Source organism: Pseudoalteromonas sp. RW-H-Ap-1 (assembly GCF_048318575.1).
Classification (GTDB): Bacteria; Pseudomonadota; Gammaproteobacteria; order Enterobacterales; family Alteromonadaceae; genus Pseudoalteromonas.
Map to the genome: position 1 here is coordinate 2,067,110 of NZ_CP166996.1, position 15,478 is coordinate 2,082,587.

Annotated in this window: 12 protein-coding genes and 4 tRNA genes; 12 read left to right on the forward strand and 4 right to left on the reverse strand. The window is 41.0% G+C overall.

Annotated elements, in window-relative coordinates:
• Positions 1-82: 82 nt before the first annotated feature.
• The 4 genes from AB8618_RS09770 to AB8618_RS09785 are packed head-to-tail and all read right to left on the reverse strand — an operon-like array spanning position 83 to position 5,057.
• Positions 83-748 carry a tRNA (adenine(22)-N(1))-methyltransferase TrmK gene (locus tag AB8618_RS09770; RefSeq protein WP_413402485.1) on the reverse strand — a complete coding sequence of 222 codons (666 nt, stop codon included), beginning with the start codon at positions 746-748 and terminating at the stop codon, positions 83-85.
• 8 nt (positions 749-756) lie between these two features.
• The gene (locus tag AB8618_RS09775) at positions 757-1,686 is read right to left on the reverse strand and encodes a class I SAM-dependent methyltransferase (RefSeq protein WP_413402487.1); all 930 of its coding nucleotides are present in this window, start codon (positions 1,684-1,686) and stop codon (positions 757-759) included.
• On the reverse strand, positions 1,687-3,681 hold the full coding sequence (uvrB, locus tag AB8618_RS09780) for an excinuclease ABC subunit UvrB (protein WP_413402489.1): 1,995 nt from the start codon (positions 3,679-3,681) through the stop codon (positions 1,687-1,689).
• Entirely contained in the window at positions 3,678-5,057 is a 1,380-nt protein-coding gene (locus AB8618_RS09785; RefSeq protein ID WP_413402491.1) for an MATE family efflux transporter, read from the reverse strand. Before AB8618_RS09785 ends, uvrB begins: the two co-directional genes overlap by 4 nt.
• Positions 5,058-6,094: 1,037 nt before the next feature.
• Here AB8618_RS09785 and AB8618_RS09790 point away from each other — a divergent pair.
• The 12 genes from AB8618_RS09790 to nth all read left to right on the forward strand — a co-directional run bounded on the left by AB8618_RS09790 (position 6,095) and on the right by nth (position 15,421).
• Positions 6,095-6,171 (forward strand) — tRNA-Asn (locus tag AB8618_RS09790).
• Between the two features lie 21 nt (positions 6,172-6,192).
• Positions 6,193-6,269: transfer RNA gene (locus AB8618_RS09795), tRNA-Asn, on the forward strand.
• 21 nt (positions 6,270-6,290) lie between these two features.
• Positions 6,291-6,367 (forward strand) — tRNA-Asn (locus AB8618_RS09800).
• Positions 6,368-6,390: 23 nt separating this feature from the next.
• Positions 6,391-6,467, forward strand: a tRNA-Asn gene (locus AB8618_RS09805).
• A gap of 171 nt (positions 6,468-6,638) precedes the next feature.
• Entirely contained in the window at positions 6,639-8,582 is a 1,944-nt protein-coding gene (locus tag AB8618_RS09810) for a GGDEF domain-containing protein (RefSeq protein ID WP_413402493.1), read from the forward strand.
• A 240-nt stretch (positions 8,583-8,822) separates the two neighbouring features.
• Positions 8,823-9,404, forward strand: a complete 582-nt coding sequence (gene rsxA, locus AB8618_RS09815) for an electron transport complex subunit RsxA (RefSeq protein ID WP_008115244.1) — start codon at positions 8,823-8,825, stop codon at positions 9,402-9,404.
• Between the two features lies 1 nt (position 9,405).
• Positions 9,406-9,960 (forward strand): electron transport complex subunit RsxB, encoded by a 555-nt coding sequence (gene rsxB, locus AB8618_RS09820; RefSeq protein ID WP_008115242.1) that lies wholly within the window; start codon positions 9,406-9,408, stop codon positions 9,958-9,960.
• An 8-nt stretch (positions 9,961-9,968) separates the two neighbouring features.
• On the forward strand, positions 9,969-12,296 hold the full coding sequence (gene rsxC, locus AB8618_RS09825; RefSeq protein WP_418157299.1) for an electron transport complex subunit RsxC: 2,328 nt from the start codon (positions 9,969-9,971) through the stop codon (positions 12,294-12,296).
• Between the two features lie 58 nt (positions 12,297-12,354).
• Positions 12,355-13,413, forward strand: coding sequence for an electron transport complex subunit RsxD (gene rsxD, locus AB8618_RS09830; protein WP_008115238.1), 1,059 nt, complete (start codon positions 12,355-12,357; stop codon positions 13,411-13,413).
• Positions 13,410-14,048, forward strand: a complete 639-nt coding sequence (gene rsxG, locus AB8618_RS09835) for an electron transport complex subunit RsxG (RefSeq protein ID WP_413402497.1) — start codon at positions 13,410-13,412, stop codon at positions 14,046-14,048. The genes rsxD and rsxG overlap by 4 nt, the downstream gene beginning before the upstream one ends.
• Positions 14,045-14,743: an electron transport complex subunit E gene (locus tag AB8618_RS09840; RefSeq protein WP_413402499.1), complete on the forward strand. Its 699-nt coding sequence runs from the start codon at positions 14,045-14,047 to the stop codon at positions 14,741-14,743. Before rsxG ends, AB8618_RS09840 begins: the two co-directional genes overlap by 4 nt.
• Before the next feature lie 45 nt (positions 14,744-14,788).
• The gene (gene nth / locus AB8618_RS09845) at positions 14,789-15,421 is read left to right on the forward strand and encodes an endonuclease III (RefSeq protein WP_413402502.1); all 633 of its coding nucleotides are present in this window, start codon (positions 14,789-14,791) and stop codon (positions 15,419-15,421) included.
• The last annotated feature ends 57 nt before the right edge of the window (positions 15,422-15,478 follow it).

Sequence of the window (15,478 nt, forward strand, 5' to 3'; positions counted from 1 at the left end):
AAATCTGCCTAGCGGCAAGATATTAACTATGAAGCACTTTACGTAGTTAATCATAAAAAGCGATCACACTTTTTGGCAGTATTTAGCGTTCAAATACGCGTTGATACTCCTTTATAACTTTTTGATAATAAACTCTATCTTTATTGAGCATTCGAGTATAATGGTCAAGCAATTGTTGCTGATATTGATGATGTTGAGGGTTATGTGTATCCCACATATGAGCCCCCGTTTTAGTGATAGTGCCGGTGGCATTAAAACTGACTTGTAGCACTTCGTAAAAACGCTTGTTTTCAACAATAATTTGCTCGCTATCGAGCTGTAAATTACACGCTTTTAAACCCGCACGTACTTTATAGAGGTGCATAATAGGGCAAATAATAAAACTAAGCTGTTTAAGGCTGTGCGGATTATTAGCAATTATTTGTTCAATAAGCTTTAAGCATAAATCGCCCCCTACCCCAGCAATAACAATTACTTGTTTGGCACTTGTTGGCAATTTAATTTGTGCAACATCTTCGCAGCGCACTTGCCATGAGGGCAAAGATTTACCCTGCTCAAATTGTTGTAGCGACTGCTCAAGCGCTTCCATTAACTGTAGAATTATATCAACAAAGTTTATTTGTTTGGCTATGCCGCGCTCGAGTAATGCCATACCTAAAAAGCCATGATCGCAACAACAATCCCAAACAATATCGTGCGGCTGTGTAATTAACGAATTGATGGCGTTTAAACGTTTACTCAGTTTCATTTAACTCACTATGTTTTTGTTTTGTACACCAATGCTTTTAAGCTTTTATCGCTATCAATTTCAATAAAGCGATCAGTAGGTTCTAGGCGTTTAACAAACTCAATAGCACCTTGAGTATGCTCTTCAATAAGTGCTTTAAAATCGTTTTCTGTAAGCTCAGGGCTATTGGCACATAACAATAGCTGTGTAGTATCGTTTAAAAGCTCAGGAAGTCTGCGTAGCACTTTTTGATAGTCTTTAGTTAAAATAAAACTGCCTTTTTGAAAACTGGGCGGATCAACAATAATTAAATCAAACGGCGCGGCTTTTTTTAGCTTACCAAACGACTTTAAAATATCGTGCGGTAAAAAACTGACCCCACGATCGACATTATTGAGTTGGTGGTTTTGCTTACCCACTTTTAACACACCTTTGCTCATATCCATGTTCATCACATGATCTGCGCCGCCGTGCATAGCCGCAACCGAAAAACCACAGGTATAAGAAAACAAATTAAGTACTTTGGCGTGCTTACTATTTTGCATAACAAACTCACGGCCTTTTCGCATATCAGGAAAAATACCAGTGTTTTGCTTACTCATTAAATCAACCAAAAAACGCACCCCATTTTCGGCTACGCTATGACGAACTGGCAGTTGACCGTGAACAAGGGTGTTATGGCTTTGTAGCCCAGCTCGCTGTTGATACACCAATGCAGTAATTAACTCTGGGTGATGTTGTTTTGCCCATTGCCATAACGTATCAGTGAGTGCAGCGAGTGTTTCCTCGTCAATTTCACTGTATGACACCAAAAACAAACTTGGTGGGTAAAAGTCTAAGTTAATATGACTAAGCGCTTCCACACTGTGGCCACGCCCATGAAATACGCGGCAAAGCTCATTATCGGAAAAAGGCGTGTCTGCCAAAGCATTTATAAGGGGAGTAAAATCGGTCGTCATTTAATTAATCAACTGTTGTTGTAGTTCATGTATTTCGTCGCGCACTGAGGCGGCTTTTTCAAATTCTAAATCACTAGCATACGCATGCATTTTGGTTTCTAACTGCTTAATTTGCGTTGCAATTTCTTTAGCACTGAGGATTTTTTTAGAGTCTTTACGAATAAGCTGTAGATTGTCTTGCGGTGAAGCATCTTCACCTACATCCATTACATCAAGTATCTTTTTAACCAAGGCACTGGGCTCAATACCGTGCTTAACATTATAAGCGTGTTGTATTTCTCGGCGTCGGTCGGTTTCTTCAATGGCTTTGGCCATCGATTTAGTAACCTTGTTGCCGTATAAAATAGCGCGGCCATCAAGGTGGCGCGCAGCACGGCCTATTGTTTGAATAAGTGAGCGTGCTGAACGTAAAAAGCCTTCTTTATCGGCATCTAAAATAGCCACTAATGCAACTTCTGGCATATCTAAGCCTTCACGTAGTAAGTTAATGCCTACTAACACATCAAATACACCAGCACGTAAATCACGAATAATTTCTACCCGCTCTACGGTATCAATGTCAGAGTGTAAATAACGTACTTTTACATTGTGCTCACTCAGGTAGTCGGTCAAATCCTCAGCCATACGTTTGGTAAGCGTGGTAACCAGCACTCGCTCTTTTAATTCAACACATTTGTAAATTTCTGAGAGTAAATCATCAACCTGATCGCCTACCGGGCGCACTTCAATAACAGGGTCAAGTAAACCAGTTGGACGAATAACCTGCTCTGCAACTTCGCCGTTGCTGCGCTCTAATTCGAAGTCACCTGGGGTGGCCGATACATAAATGGTTTGTGGGGCAATGGCCTCAAATTCTTCAAAACGCAGTGGCCTATTATCCATAGCTGAAGGCATTCTAAAACCGTATTCAACGAGATTTTCTTTACGGCTTCTATCGCCTTTATACATGGCACCAATTTGCGAGACGGTTACGTGCGATTCATCAATAATCATTAATGCGTCATCAGGTAAATAGTCCAGTAATGTTGGCGGTGGATCGCCAGGTGTGCGCCCCGATAAATAACGGCTATAGTTTTCAATACCAGAGCAATAACCAAGCTCGGTCATCATTTCTATATCATATTGGGTACGCTGAGCTATGCGTTGCTCTTCTACTAACTTGTTTGCGCTGAGCAATTGTGCTCTGCGCTCTTTGAGTTCTGCTTTAATTTTATCGATGGCTTCGAGAATTTTTTCTCGTGGCGTTACATAGTGAGTTTTAGGATAAATAGTGGCACGCACTATGTGTTTTTCTACCGCACCGGTTAAGGGGTCAAAAATACTTAGGCGTTCAACTTCATCATCAAACATTTCCACACGCACTGCATAGGTGTCTGATTCAGCGGGGAATATATCAACTACTTCACCACGTACACGATATGTACCGCGACTGAAATCAATATCGTTTCGCGTATATTGTAGCTCTGCAAGGCGGCGCAGCATGTCACGTTGATCGACCTTTTCACCTACTTTTAAAAGTAGCATCATTTTCATGTATGAATCAGGATCGCCCAAACCGTAAATTGCCGATACAGAGGCAACAATAATGGTATCGCGTCGCTCTAAAAGCGCTTTAGTGGCACTGAGTCGCATTTGCTCTATGTGTTCATTAATAGATGCGTCTTTTTCAATAAAAGTGTCGCTGGCTACCACATAGGCTTCAGGTTGGTAGTAATCGTAGTAAGATACAAAGTATTCAACCGCATTGTGTGGAAAAAATTCTTTCATCTCGCCGTACAATTGCGCCGCTAAGGTTTTATTGTGCGCCATAATAATAGTTGGCCGGTTTAAATCACTAATAATGTTAGCCATAGTGAACGTTTTACCGGTTCCCGTTGCGCCTAATAAGGTTTGCTGGGCCAGTCCGGCTTCTAAGCCTTCACACAACTGAGCAATAGCGGTTGGCTGATCCCCTGCGGGTTTAAATTTTGATACTAGCTGAAAATGATCGCTCAATGACTACACTCCTGTAATGCTTGACTGCTTAACGCTTCAATTTCTTTCATAAACCACTTGTAGGCTACAAGGGCTGTGAATAAATTACCAATGGCCGCGCCAATAAACAAGCCGATTAAGCCTGCGAGTTCGTTTCCGATATACGCAAAGGGAATATAAAAAACAAACAATCGAATAACGCTCAAAACTAAGGCGTTCATGGGTTTGTGTAAAGCGTTAAACGAGGAGTTTGATAAAATGATCACTCCTTGCAAACCATAACTTAATGGAATGGTATAAATAAACAGCTTGATGACATCAACAACCGCTTGCTCTTTACCAAATATTTCACTAATGACGCCTGAAAAAATAATTAATACAATATAAATAACAAACTGCCACAACATTACAAACTTGAGCGTACCTAGGTATGCATCTTTTACGCGAGAAAAATGACTTGCTCCAAAATTTTGACTAATAAAAGGTGGTAAGGTCATCGACAAAGCTAATACCACTAAACTCGCTATTGATTCTATTCGACTCCCTACTCCAAAAGCTGCCACAGCTTCGGGGCCATGATGAGCAACCAATGCGGTCATTACCGCCATAGCAACAGGGGTGAGCATGTTAGCCCCCGCTGCTGGTAAACCAATCTTTAAGATTTTACGAATTGCACCAACAATAGTTTGTTTGCCCGCTTTTAAACTGAGCAACTGCTTTTTAAAAATTAATATGTATAAAATAATCGCCACTGCAACTGCCCAAGCTATAACACTGGCAATAGCGGCCCCTTTAATACCCAATGCGGGAATGGGACCAAAGCCAAAAATAAGCATCGGATCAAGTACGGCATTAATAAGCCCAGCTCCGCCCATAATAATGCTTGGTGTTTTAGTATCACCACTGGCACGCAGTACTGAGTTTCCAATCATGGGGGTAATTAAAAACACACTACCCAAAAACCAAATACTAATATACTGATGAATTAACGGGAGTACTTGCTCCCCTGCCCCAAGCAAGGTAAATATGGGGTCAATCAATAAATAGCCACTAGCAGATAAAACTAATACTAATATTACCGCTACCAACAACGAAACACTGGCATCAAAACGCGCTTCTTCTATATTGTTACTGCCTAATGCTTTTGCAATAACCGCAGAAGTACCTATACCTAAACCAATTGCTAAACTGATTACAGTAAAAGTAACGGGAAATGTAAAACTCACCGCGGCAAGCGGCTCTGTACCCAATAAGCTAATAAAAAAAGTATCAACTATGTTGAACATCATTAAGGTTATCATCCCAAAAATCATTGGAACGGTCATTTTCTTTAGCGTAGGCAAGATTGGAGCGGTGAGTAAATCAGGGCGAGTATGTGATTGAGAATGTGCGCGCATAAAATAAATAAGCCTCTTTTACTGAACGGCATATTTTAAAGCATACGAGCTGTTCAAGCCATGCTTTATTAAACCTAAACCATTTAATCCGTTTTTTATCAAAAAACTGTTATTTTTATGCTGTTGTAAATAAATTTCGCACAAACACATTAAAAACCAAATTAAATACATTTATATAACTTTTGCAACATTTAACTTTTAGGTTTTGCTGATTTATTACACAGTTAGCGATAATGCTTTATCGTCACGAAAAATTTTATTTATCGTTTAGGTGACTATCTAAGCTGAATCATAAGCCTTTGTTTTTAAAAACATAAAAAAAGCTTTTTAATACTTGAAATCGTTGTAGCGCCCTACAATGCTGGGGGTGCTGATGTTCTTAAAGTTTAATAAACAGAGTTATCCACAGAAACCGTGGATAACTCATTCAACCCCACGTTTATAAAGGGCTACAACGCGGTGCAAATTTAAAGGTGCTGTGATTTTTTTACGTTATCAATAAGCAAACAACGTTAAATGGAATTGTAACGCTTTGATATGGGATTATTTGTTTATTTAATGCAAATCCACATACGTGCTGAATAAATAGCCAAGCCTTTGATTGCTTTATTTTTATACAACTCCATAGCAGTTCTAAAATTATTAGGTTTTAATCAATATTTAAAATAAATATACGTCTTTCATTAAGATTCAGTTCAACAAACTTTAACGTTAGAAAAATAAAAGTGAGGTATTTATTTTAAATACATTTATTCAGACTTTGTAAAAATATAGGAAATAGAACAGTTTTTTATCACTAAAAGCTACTTTATTTAATTTTACGGCAAGTTTTATTAGCTGAAATTACTCACTTGATTCAAATATTACGCTGTTTTTGTAAAACAATATCACTGCGCTTTACTTAAATAGTGTTATAAAACGCGCAGATTGCACATAAAAACAACGAATAGACCTCTTTTTTGAATTTATGATCTTTTATATGTTGACACTTTGCTATGCGGTCATTAATATTTCGCCCCGTTGAAAGGCAAGACGCTTCCCCCTTAGCTCAGTTGGTTAGAGCGACGGACTGTTAATCCGCAGGTCCCCCGTTCGAGTCGGGGAGGGGGAGCCAAGTTTTTCAGCCATAAACGATTCCCCCTTAGCTCAGTTGGTTAGAGCGACGGACTGTTAATCCGCAGGTCCCCCGTTCGAGTCGGGGAGGGGGAGCCAAGTTTATGTTTATGATGTAGTTCCCCCTTAGCTCAGTTGGTTAGAGCGACGGACTGTTAATCCGCAGGTCCCCCGTTCGAGTCGGGGAGGGGGAGCCAAGTCATAAAAAGTATATTTTAGTTCCCCCTTAGCTCAGTTGGTTAGAGCGACGGACTGTTAATCCGCAGGTCCCCCGTTCGAGTCGGGGAGGGGGAGCCAATTTACTACACTTCCATAGACATCTCCTTAAATTTGCTCTACCATTTCCTATTAAAATAAAAAACTTTTTGATTACAAAAACTAACTATTTGATAACTTTCTCTATCAAGCTATAATTATTTTAATAATCATGAGGTTGTGTCCTCCCCTTTGACATATAAAGATTAAACAATGGCAGCATTTAAAAAACTTATTTTTATACAACTGATGGCTTGGTTGATTCTTGTGACTGCTGGCTGTTATTTTATTAGCCAAAACTTTGATAGTGCCATCGGTAAAGCTCAAAAAAATGCGCAGGTGACCGTCGAGCAATATATTAAAAACCTATCTGCAACAGAGCTCTCTGCTGATAACTTAAAAAATACACTTGCAAGCAGTGAAATCTTTTCACATTTTACTTTACGTGATTATCAAGGTGCGGAAGTATTTTCAGTTAACAATTCAGCGCAATTACCTGTTATTGCAGAACTTACTCAGTCAAGCAATAACTCAGTACGCCCTCAGTATGCCACTAATGATAACGCCGATATAAAAGTTGAGTTTAAAATCAACATCACTCATTTGAGTGAGCAGTTTCAAACTGCTTTTTTTACAATTTTAATTATTAGCACCCTACTCGCTCTAATACCTATTGCATTAATGAAAACTATTGTTAAGCACATTAATGACAACATCTGCACGGACGTTGCTGATGTCATTGATATTTATATAAACCAAAATCAACTAGGCGATGACTTTGCGACTAAAATTGATTCGCCAGAGTTAGCTAAGTTAGGAAAAAGTTTAATTCCTAGCTTTAATCGTTTATCGCACTTTTTAAAAAGTAAAAATGACAATATAAAAAATGCTGCACATACAATAAAACGTGAAGCCTACAAAGATGGTGTTACTGAGTTAGGTAATCGCAATATGTTTGTTGATTACTACGAAAAGAATATTGAAAACACCGAAGTAAGTACATTTGGCTCTTTAGCACTCGTTCGCTGTAGTGAGTTGCAGTCAATCAATCAAAGCCGCGGCTATCAAAAAGGCGATGAGTACATTAAATCGGTGGCAGATATTATCGTAAGTATTAGTGGCACCTATTCCGGCAGCCAAGTGTTTAGAGTAAACAGCTCTGACTTTATAACCATTTTACCAAATACCCCGTTAAAAGAAGCTGAAAAATTTGGTGAAAACTTACAGTCGCGCTTCACTCAATATATGCAAAACCAAGAGCTTAGCTCGGTTGCAAACACAGGTATTGTAGGGTATGAAAAATCAAAACCTTTAGGTGAGTTACTTTCTATCGTTGATAACGCAATGAGCATGGCGCAGTCTAAACAAGCTAATGCGTGGCATGTACAGCGCGATACTGATCTTGCAAATAACGTCAGTGCTGGGTTTGGTAACCAAAACTGGCGCAAGGTAATTAACGAAGTAATTGAGTCTAAAAGCGTCCATTTAGTGATCCAAAATATTATGCCTTTAGGCAAAAGCATTAAAGCCTATGCTGAAATTCAAGCCCGCTTCAAATCAGAAGAAAACCAAGCTTTGCCTACCGCTTCATTTTTAGCAATGGCTGAAAAGCTCGATATGGCGATAGAAATTGATAAGTTAATTATAGAGTCGTCTTTGGAAAGAATAAAATCGAGTAATTTATCTGAAAAGTATTTTGGCTTAAATATTACCCCTTCAAGCGCGCACAGCGACCAATTCATGATTTGGTTAGAGCGCCGTTTACTTAAAGATACCCATATTGCTTCTAAGTTAATTTTTGAAGTGAGTGAATTTGGTCTCCAACAAAACATTAAAGCAAGCAAACGCTTCATTGACATGGTGCATCGCGTTGGTGCCAGAATAACGGTAGAACGCTTTGGTGTGGGACTCACCTCATTTAAATTTTTCAGAGATTTAAAACCAGATTTTATTAAAATGGATGCAAGCTATACACGTGGTTTGGAAGACGATAAAAACAATCAGTACTTTATGCGTTTAATGGTCGACCTTGCACATAGAATAGGCGTCAGTGTTTTTGCAGAGGGCGTTGAAAGCCAAGAAGAAAAACATATTGTAGAAACATTATGCCTTGATGGCGTTCAGGGTTATTACATTGAAAAGCCTAAAGACATCTAACCCATCCTAACTAAAATAAAAAAGAGCATTTATGCTCTTTTTTACGTTTTAAAGTGTGCTTTTGCTATTGTTCAGCCGTTAAAATGCAGACAGCTTTTTAATTGCAAAGCTCTTAGATCTTGGCCCTTTAAAATTAGCCCGTTATTTTACGTTGTTTATTTAACTGATAATCACTCAACGTGTTGTTAATCACAGTAGAAAAAAGGATAATACACGGGATTTTATTAGCGTGAGGCACACATGACAGAATACGTCTTGTTATTAATTGGAACAGTGTTAGTTAACAACTTTGTATTAGTACAATTTTTAGGCCTTTGCCCGTTTATGGGTGTATCAGGAAAACTTGATACCGCCATAGGTATGTCTTTAGCAACCACCTTTGTGCTAACGCTTGCCTCTGTGACCAGTTACTTAGTAAACGAGTATATTTTATTACCGCTGGATATCACCTACTTAAAAACAATGAGCTTTATTTTAGTCATTGCGGTGGTTGTTCAATTTACTGAAATGGTTGTTAGAAAAACCAGTCCAACGTTATACCGTCTACTGGGAATATTTTTACCCTTAATAACGACTAACTGTGCAGTACTCGGTGTTGCTTTATTAAATATCAAAGAAGATCACACCTTTTTACAATCTGCCGTTTATGGCTTTGGTGCCGCTGTAGGTTTCTCATTAGTATTGGTTTTATTTGCGGCATTGCGCGAACGTTTGGCCGCAGCAGATGTGCCCACTCCATTTAAAGGTGCCTCAATCGCAATGATAACGGCAGGTTTAATGTCAATGGCCTTTATGGGTTTTACTGGATTAGTGAAGTTTTAATATGACCTTGTTGTACGCTTTAATAGCGCTGGGTTTGCTGGCGTTAATTTTCGGATTAATTTTAGGATTTGCAGCTGTTCGCTTTCGCGTTGAAGGTAACCCTGTAGTGGAGCAAATCGATACCATTTTGCCACAAACACAGTGTGGTCAATGCGGTTACCCTGGTTGTCGCCCATATGCAGAAGCCATTGCCAATGGCGATGAAATAAACAAGTGCCCACCCGGTGGTGATGCCACAGTTAAAAAATTGGCCGATTTGATGGGGGTTGAGGCTAAACCCTTAGCCGGCGGCGAACAAGCCGAGCCAGTTAAAACGGTGGCCTACATTCGCGAAGATGAATGTATTGGCTGTACCAAATGTATTCAAGCCTGCCCTGTTGATGCCATTGTTGGGGCAACCCGTCAAATGCACACTGTTCTAATTGACGAATGCACAGGCTGCGACTTATGCGTTGAACCTTGTCCGGTCGATTGTATTGACATGCTACCTGTTGCACCAACAAAACAAACTTGGAAATGGCAACTAGACGCTATTCCTGTTACCCAAATAGATTAGAGGTTTGAGTGGAAAAGTTACTTGAACAAATAAAAAAAGGCACCGTTTGGGCATTTCCTGGCGGCGTACATCCTCCACAGCAAAAGTCATTATCTAATAATGCGCCTATTGCGCGCCTTCCTTTGCCTGAAAAACTCGTTCTGCCTTTAAAGCAGCATATTGGCGCTAGCGGCAAGTTAATTGTAGAAAAAAGCCAGCACGTATTAAAAGGTCAACCATTAACTAAGCCTTCTGCTAACTGGTCGGTACCTGTGCATGCACCTACATCAGGCACTATTATTGATATTACGCCTATGCCATCAGCACACCCTTCTGCTTTGCCTGAATTAAGCATTATTATTGAACCCGATGGCAACGATACCTGGTGTGAATTATCGCCTTTAGCAAACCCAGCCACTGCATCACACGATGAACTCGTTGATGTTATTCATAATGCGGGGATCTCTGGCATGGGAGGCGCAGGTTTTCCAACCTACGTTAAAGCAGATATTAAGCAGCCGATTGAGTTTTTAATCGTGAACGCGGTTGAGTGTGAACCTTACATCACGGCTGACGATACTTTAATGCGCGAACATGCCGCTGAAATAATCAAAGGTATTGAGCTCATGCAACAGCTGCTCAACCCTACCCTGTGTATTATTGGCATAGAGGATAATAAGCCCGAAGCTATCACAGCCATGACTGAAGCGGCGAAGCATAACGAGCATATTTTAGTACAAACAGTCCCCACGGTTTACCCTTCTGGCGGTGAAAAACAGCTGATAAAACTACTCACTAACCGTGAAGTTCCTAATGGTGGCATTCCTGCTGATATCGGTATTTTAGTGCATAACACAGGTACTTTATTTGCGATACAGCAAGCTGTATACGAAGGTAAACCGTTAATAGAGCGCGTAGTAACAGTAACGGGTAATACTATACATAAGCCTGGCAATGTATGGGCGCTATTAGGTACTGAAATAAAACATTTACTGGATTGCCAAGGGTTTTCACCAGTACCACAACAGCGTGTCGTTATGGGCGGCCCTATGATGGGCTTTACCTTACCCACGGTTCGTATTGGCGTTGTTAAAACAACAAACTGCATACTTGCTCCAGATCATAAAGAATTAGCAGAGCCTGGCCCAGAAAAAGCCTGTATTCGCTGTAGTGCCTGTGCAGATGCGTGCCCTGCTTCATTGTTACCACAGCAGTTACAGTGGTTTGCTAAATCAAAAGAATACGACAAACTCCAAGAACATAACTTATTTGATTGTATTGAATGTGGCGCGTGTGCCTATGTTTGCCCAAGTGAAATACCACTCGTTCAGTACTACCGCGTTGCAAAAGTTGAGATTAAAGAGCAAATTGCCGAGAAGATAAAATCTGATCGCGCTAAAGAACGATTTGATGCACGTAAAGCGCGTTTAGAGCAAGAGCAAGCTGAGCGAAAAAATCGCCATAAACGTAAACCTGCAGCTAAATCTACCGAAGAGCAGCAAAAAGTAGCTGATGCCCTTGCCCGCGTTAAAGATAAAAACAGCGATGGTGACAATAAATCAGCTGTAGCAGCGGCAATTGCGCGTGCTAAAGCTAAAAAGCAAGGTGGCGAACTTGAGCCAGATAACAGTGAAGTTGCAAAAGAACGCGCAGCCCGTAAAGAGCAAGCTCGCCTTTATAAAGAGCAAAAAGCACAAAATAATGGTGATAACGAAGCTGTAGATGACAAAAAGTCAGCAGTTGCAGCCGCTATTGCCCGCGCTAAAGCCAAAAAGGCAGCACAAGCTAATGAGCAAACAGCAACTGATGACACAACAAGTGAATCTCCAGCTGCTGCCGATGATAAAAAAGCTGCCGTCGCTGCCGCTATTGCCCGTGCTAAAGCCAAAAAAGCAGCACAAGCTAATGAGGAAACAGCAAGCGATGACACTGCAAGTGAATCACCCGTCGCTGCCGGTGATAAAAAAGCCGCCGTCGCTGCCGCTATTGCCCGTGCTAAAGCCAAAAAAGCAGCGCAAGCTGCTGAGCAAACACCAAGCGATGACGCAATAAGTGAATCGCCTGTCGCCGCCGATGATAAAAAAGCTGCCGTGGCAGCCGCTATTGCCCGCGCTAAAGCCAAAAAAGCAGCGCAAGCTAATGAGCAAACACCAAGCGATGAAACTGCAAGTGAATCACCTGTCGCTACCGATGATAAAAAAGCTGCCGTCGCTGCGGCTATTGCCCGTGCTAAAGCCAAAAAAGCAGCGCAGGCTGATGAATTAGCAAAACAAAGTGAAAACACTGAGCCACAAAGCAACGATGAATCTTCAGAAGGTTCACAGCAAACAGCTCAAGAAAAAAGAAAGCCGCCGTAGCCGCCGCTATTGCTCGCGCTAAAGCTAAAAAGCAACAAAAAGAAGGAAATGATCAGTCATGAAACTAACCATGGCCAGTTCACCCCACAATCATAGTCACAAATCTGTGACACGTTTAATGTTAACTGTGATTGCGGCTTGTATTCCTGGTGTTATTGCGCAAGTTGTATTTTTTGGCACCGGTGTCCTTATCCAATTATTATTGGCGTTAGTGTGTGTAAGCGCGTTTGAAGCAGCCGTTATGTTAATGCGTAAGCGCCCTATTTGGCCTGCATTAAGCGATGGCAGTGCATGGCTTACCGGTGTGTTATTGGCAATAAGTATTCCGCCTTTAGCGCCTTGGTGGATTATTGTTATAGGGTGTTTGTTTGCCATAGTTATTGTTAAACAGCTATATGGTGGTTTAGGGTTTAATTTATTTAACCCTGCAATGGCAGCCTATGTGCTTTTATTAGTATCGTTCCCTGTGCAAATGACTGCTTGGTTACCCGTTACAGAATTACTTAATACGGGTATTACTTTTAGCCAGCAGTTAAGCTTAATCTTTAGCGACTTTACCACGTTAGGATACAGCTTAGATCAGCTCCGAGTAGGAATAGACGGCAGCACAATGGCTACCCCACTTGATACCTTAAAAACAGATATTGCTCACGGACTAACGGTGACAGAGAGCATGCAAAAGAGCGTATTTAATGAGTGGACTGGCCTAGGTTGGGGATGGGTTAACTTAGCCTTCTTACTCGGCGGCCTTTACCTGTTAAAAACAAAAGTAATTAACTGGCATATACCAGTGAGTTTTATTGCAAGCTTAAGCTTATGCGCAGCAATTGGTTATATTGCCTCGCCAGGTACAGAGCCGGGTGTAGTGTTTCACTTGTTTAGTGGTGCGACTATGCTGGGGGCCTTTTTTATCGCCACCGATCCTGTATCAGCTGCAACCACCAATCGAGGTCGCCTTATTTATGGTGCAGCAATTGGTTTAATCGTGTATTTAATTCGCACCTTTGGTGGTTTTCCTGATGCAGTTGCATTTGGGGTGTTGCTAATAAACATAGCGGTACCGCTTATCGATTACTATACACAACCAAGAACCTATGGCCATGGAGCAGTAAAATGATTATTTCTTCAATGGTAAAAAATGGCGCAATATTGTGTGGGTTTGCGTTACTAACAACGGGACTCGTTGCCACAATTAATACACTTACCGCTGATAAAATTGCAGAGCAAGAGCAGTTGCAATTAACTAATCAGCTTCAAGAAGTATTGCCACATTCCAAATACAGCAATGAGCTATCGCAAGATTGTGTAATTATATCTGATCCATTACTAGGGCCATACGACAACCAAGTTATTTATCGTGCCCGAAAAGATAACGAACCTGTGGCATTAGTCATTCGTCATGTCACCCCTAGCGGCTACAGTGGTGATATAAACTTACTCAGTGCAGTATATCGCGATGGTACCGTTGCGGGTGTAAGGGTAACCAAACATGAAGAAACGCCAGGTTTAGGTGATAAAGTTGAAATAAAAAAATCAGACTGGATCACCACATTTAATGCAAAAACAGTACAAAGCGAAAGCGACGATCGTTGGGCCGTTAAAAAAGACGGCGGCCAGTTTGACCAGTTTACTGGCGCTACAATTACACCTCGTGCCGTTGTAGGCTCAGTCAAAAACGCGGTACTTTATGCACAAGATAACTTTGATGCTCTGTTCACAGCAGCAAACGCATGCCCAGAGGTAACGCCATGAGCGAATTAAAAACCCTTTACAAAGAAGGCTTATGGGGAAATAACCCCGCCTTGGTACAGTTATTAGGTTTATGCCCTTTACTCGCTGTTACCTCTACAATTACTAATGCGCTAGGTTTAGGCTTAGCAACCTTATTGGTATTAGTGGGCTCTAATATTACCGTATCAATAGTGCGCGACTGGGTACCTAAAGATATTAGAATACCTGTGTTTGTGATGATTATTGCCGGTTTTGTAACAATTGTGCAGCTGTTAATGAACGCTTACACTTTTGGCCTTTACCAATCTTTAGGGATTTTCATTCCGTTAATTGTAACCAACTGCGCCATTATTGGCCGTGCAGAAGCGTTTGCCTCAAAAAATCCAGTGCACTTATCCGCCTTTGATGGCTTGATGATGGGCTTAGGCTTTATGTTGGTTCTGGTTGTACTTGGCGCTATGCGAGAGCTGGTTGGACAAGGCACATTATTTGATGGTGCCGATTTATTACTCGGGCCTTGGGCTGCTATATTGCGCATTGAAGTGTTTAGCTTTAATAGCCAGTTTTTACTGGCCATTTTACCACCGGGCGCATTCTTAGGGCTTGGGCTGCTGATTGCCGCTAAAAATGTAATTGATGCACAAATAAAATCAAAACAAATCGCACCGCCAGAAGCTGAAAAAGGCCCTAGAGCGCGTGTTACTAGCTTAACTTAAGGGGAAAACGCATTAACTTAATAAAGCTAATGCGTTTTAAGTTACATGAATAAAGAAAAACGTCACCAAATACTTACTCGCTTACGCAACGACAATCCACATCCTGAAACGGAGCTTGAATATTCAAGCCCGTTTGAGTTACTAGTTGCCGTTACGCTTTCAGCACAAGCAACCGATGTTGGGGTAAATAAAGCCACTCGTAAATTATTTCCGGTTGCTAATACGCCACAAGCCATTTTAGATATTGGCCACGACACACTGCGTGATTACATAAAAACCATTGGGTTGTTTAATTCCAAAGCAGCCAATGTATATAAAATGTGCCAAATATTGGTAGATCAGCATAACGGTGAAGTGCCAGAAAATCGGGAAGCGCTCGAAGCCCTCCCTGGCGTTGGCCGTAAAACTGCTAACGTTGTATTAAATACGGCCTTCGGCTGGCCGACCATCGCTGTAGATACGCATATATTCCGTGTATCAAACCGTACCAAGCTTGCCATGGGTAAAGACGTTGTAGCCGTTGAGCAAAAACTCGAAAAAGTGATCCCCAAAGAATTTAAAGTCGATGTTCACCACTGGCTTATTTTACATGGTCGCTATACCTGTGTTGCCCGAAAACCTAAATGTGGCAGCTGTATTATTGAAGACTTGTGTGAGTTTAAGGATAAAACTGATTAGCTACACCACTGATTGATTATTTATATTACTTACGCTCTAGTACACTTCTCCTCTAGC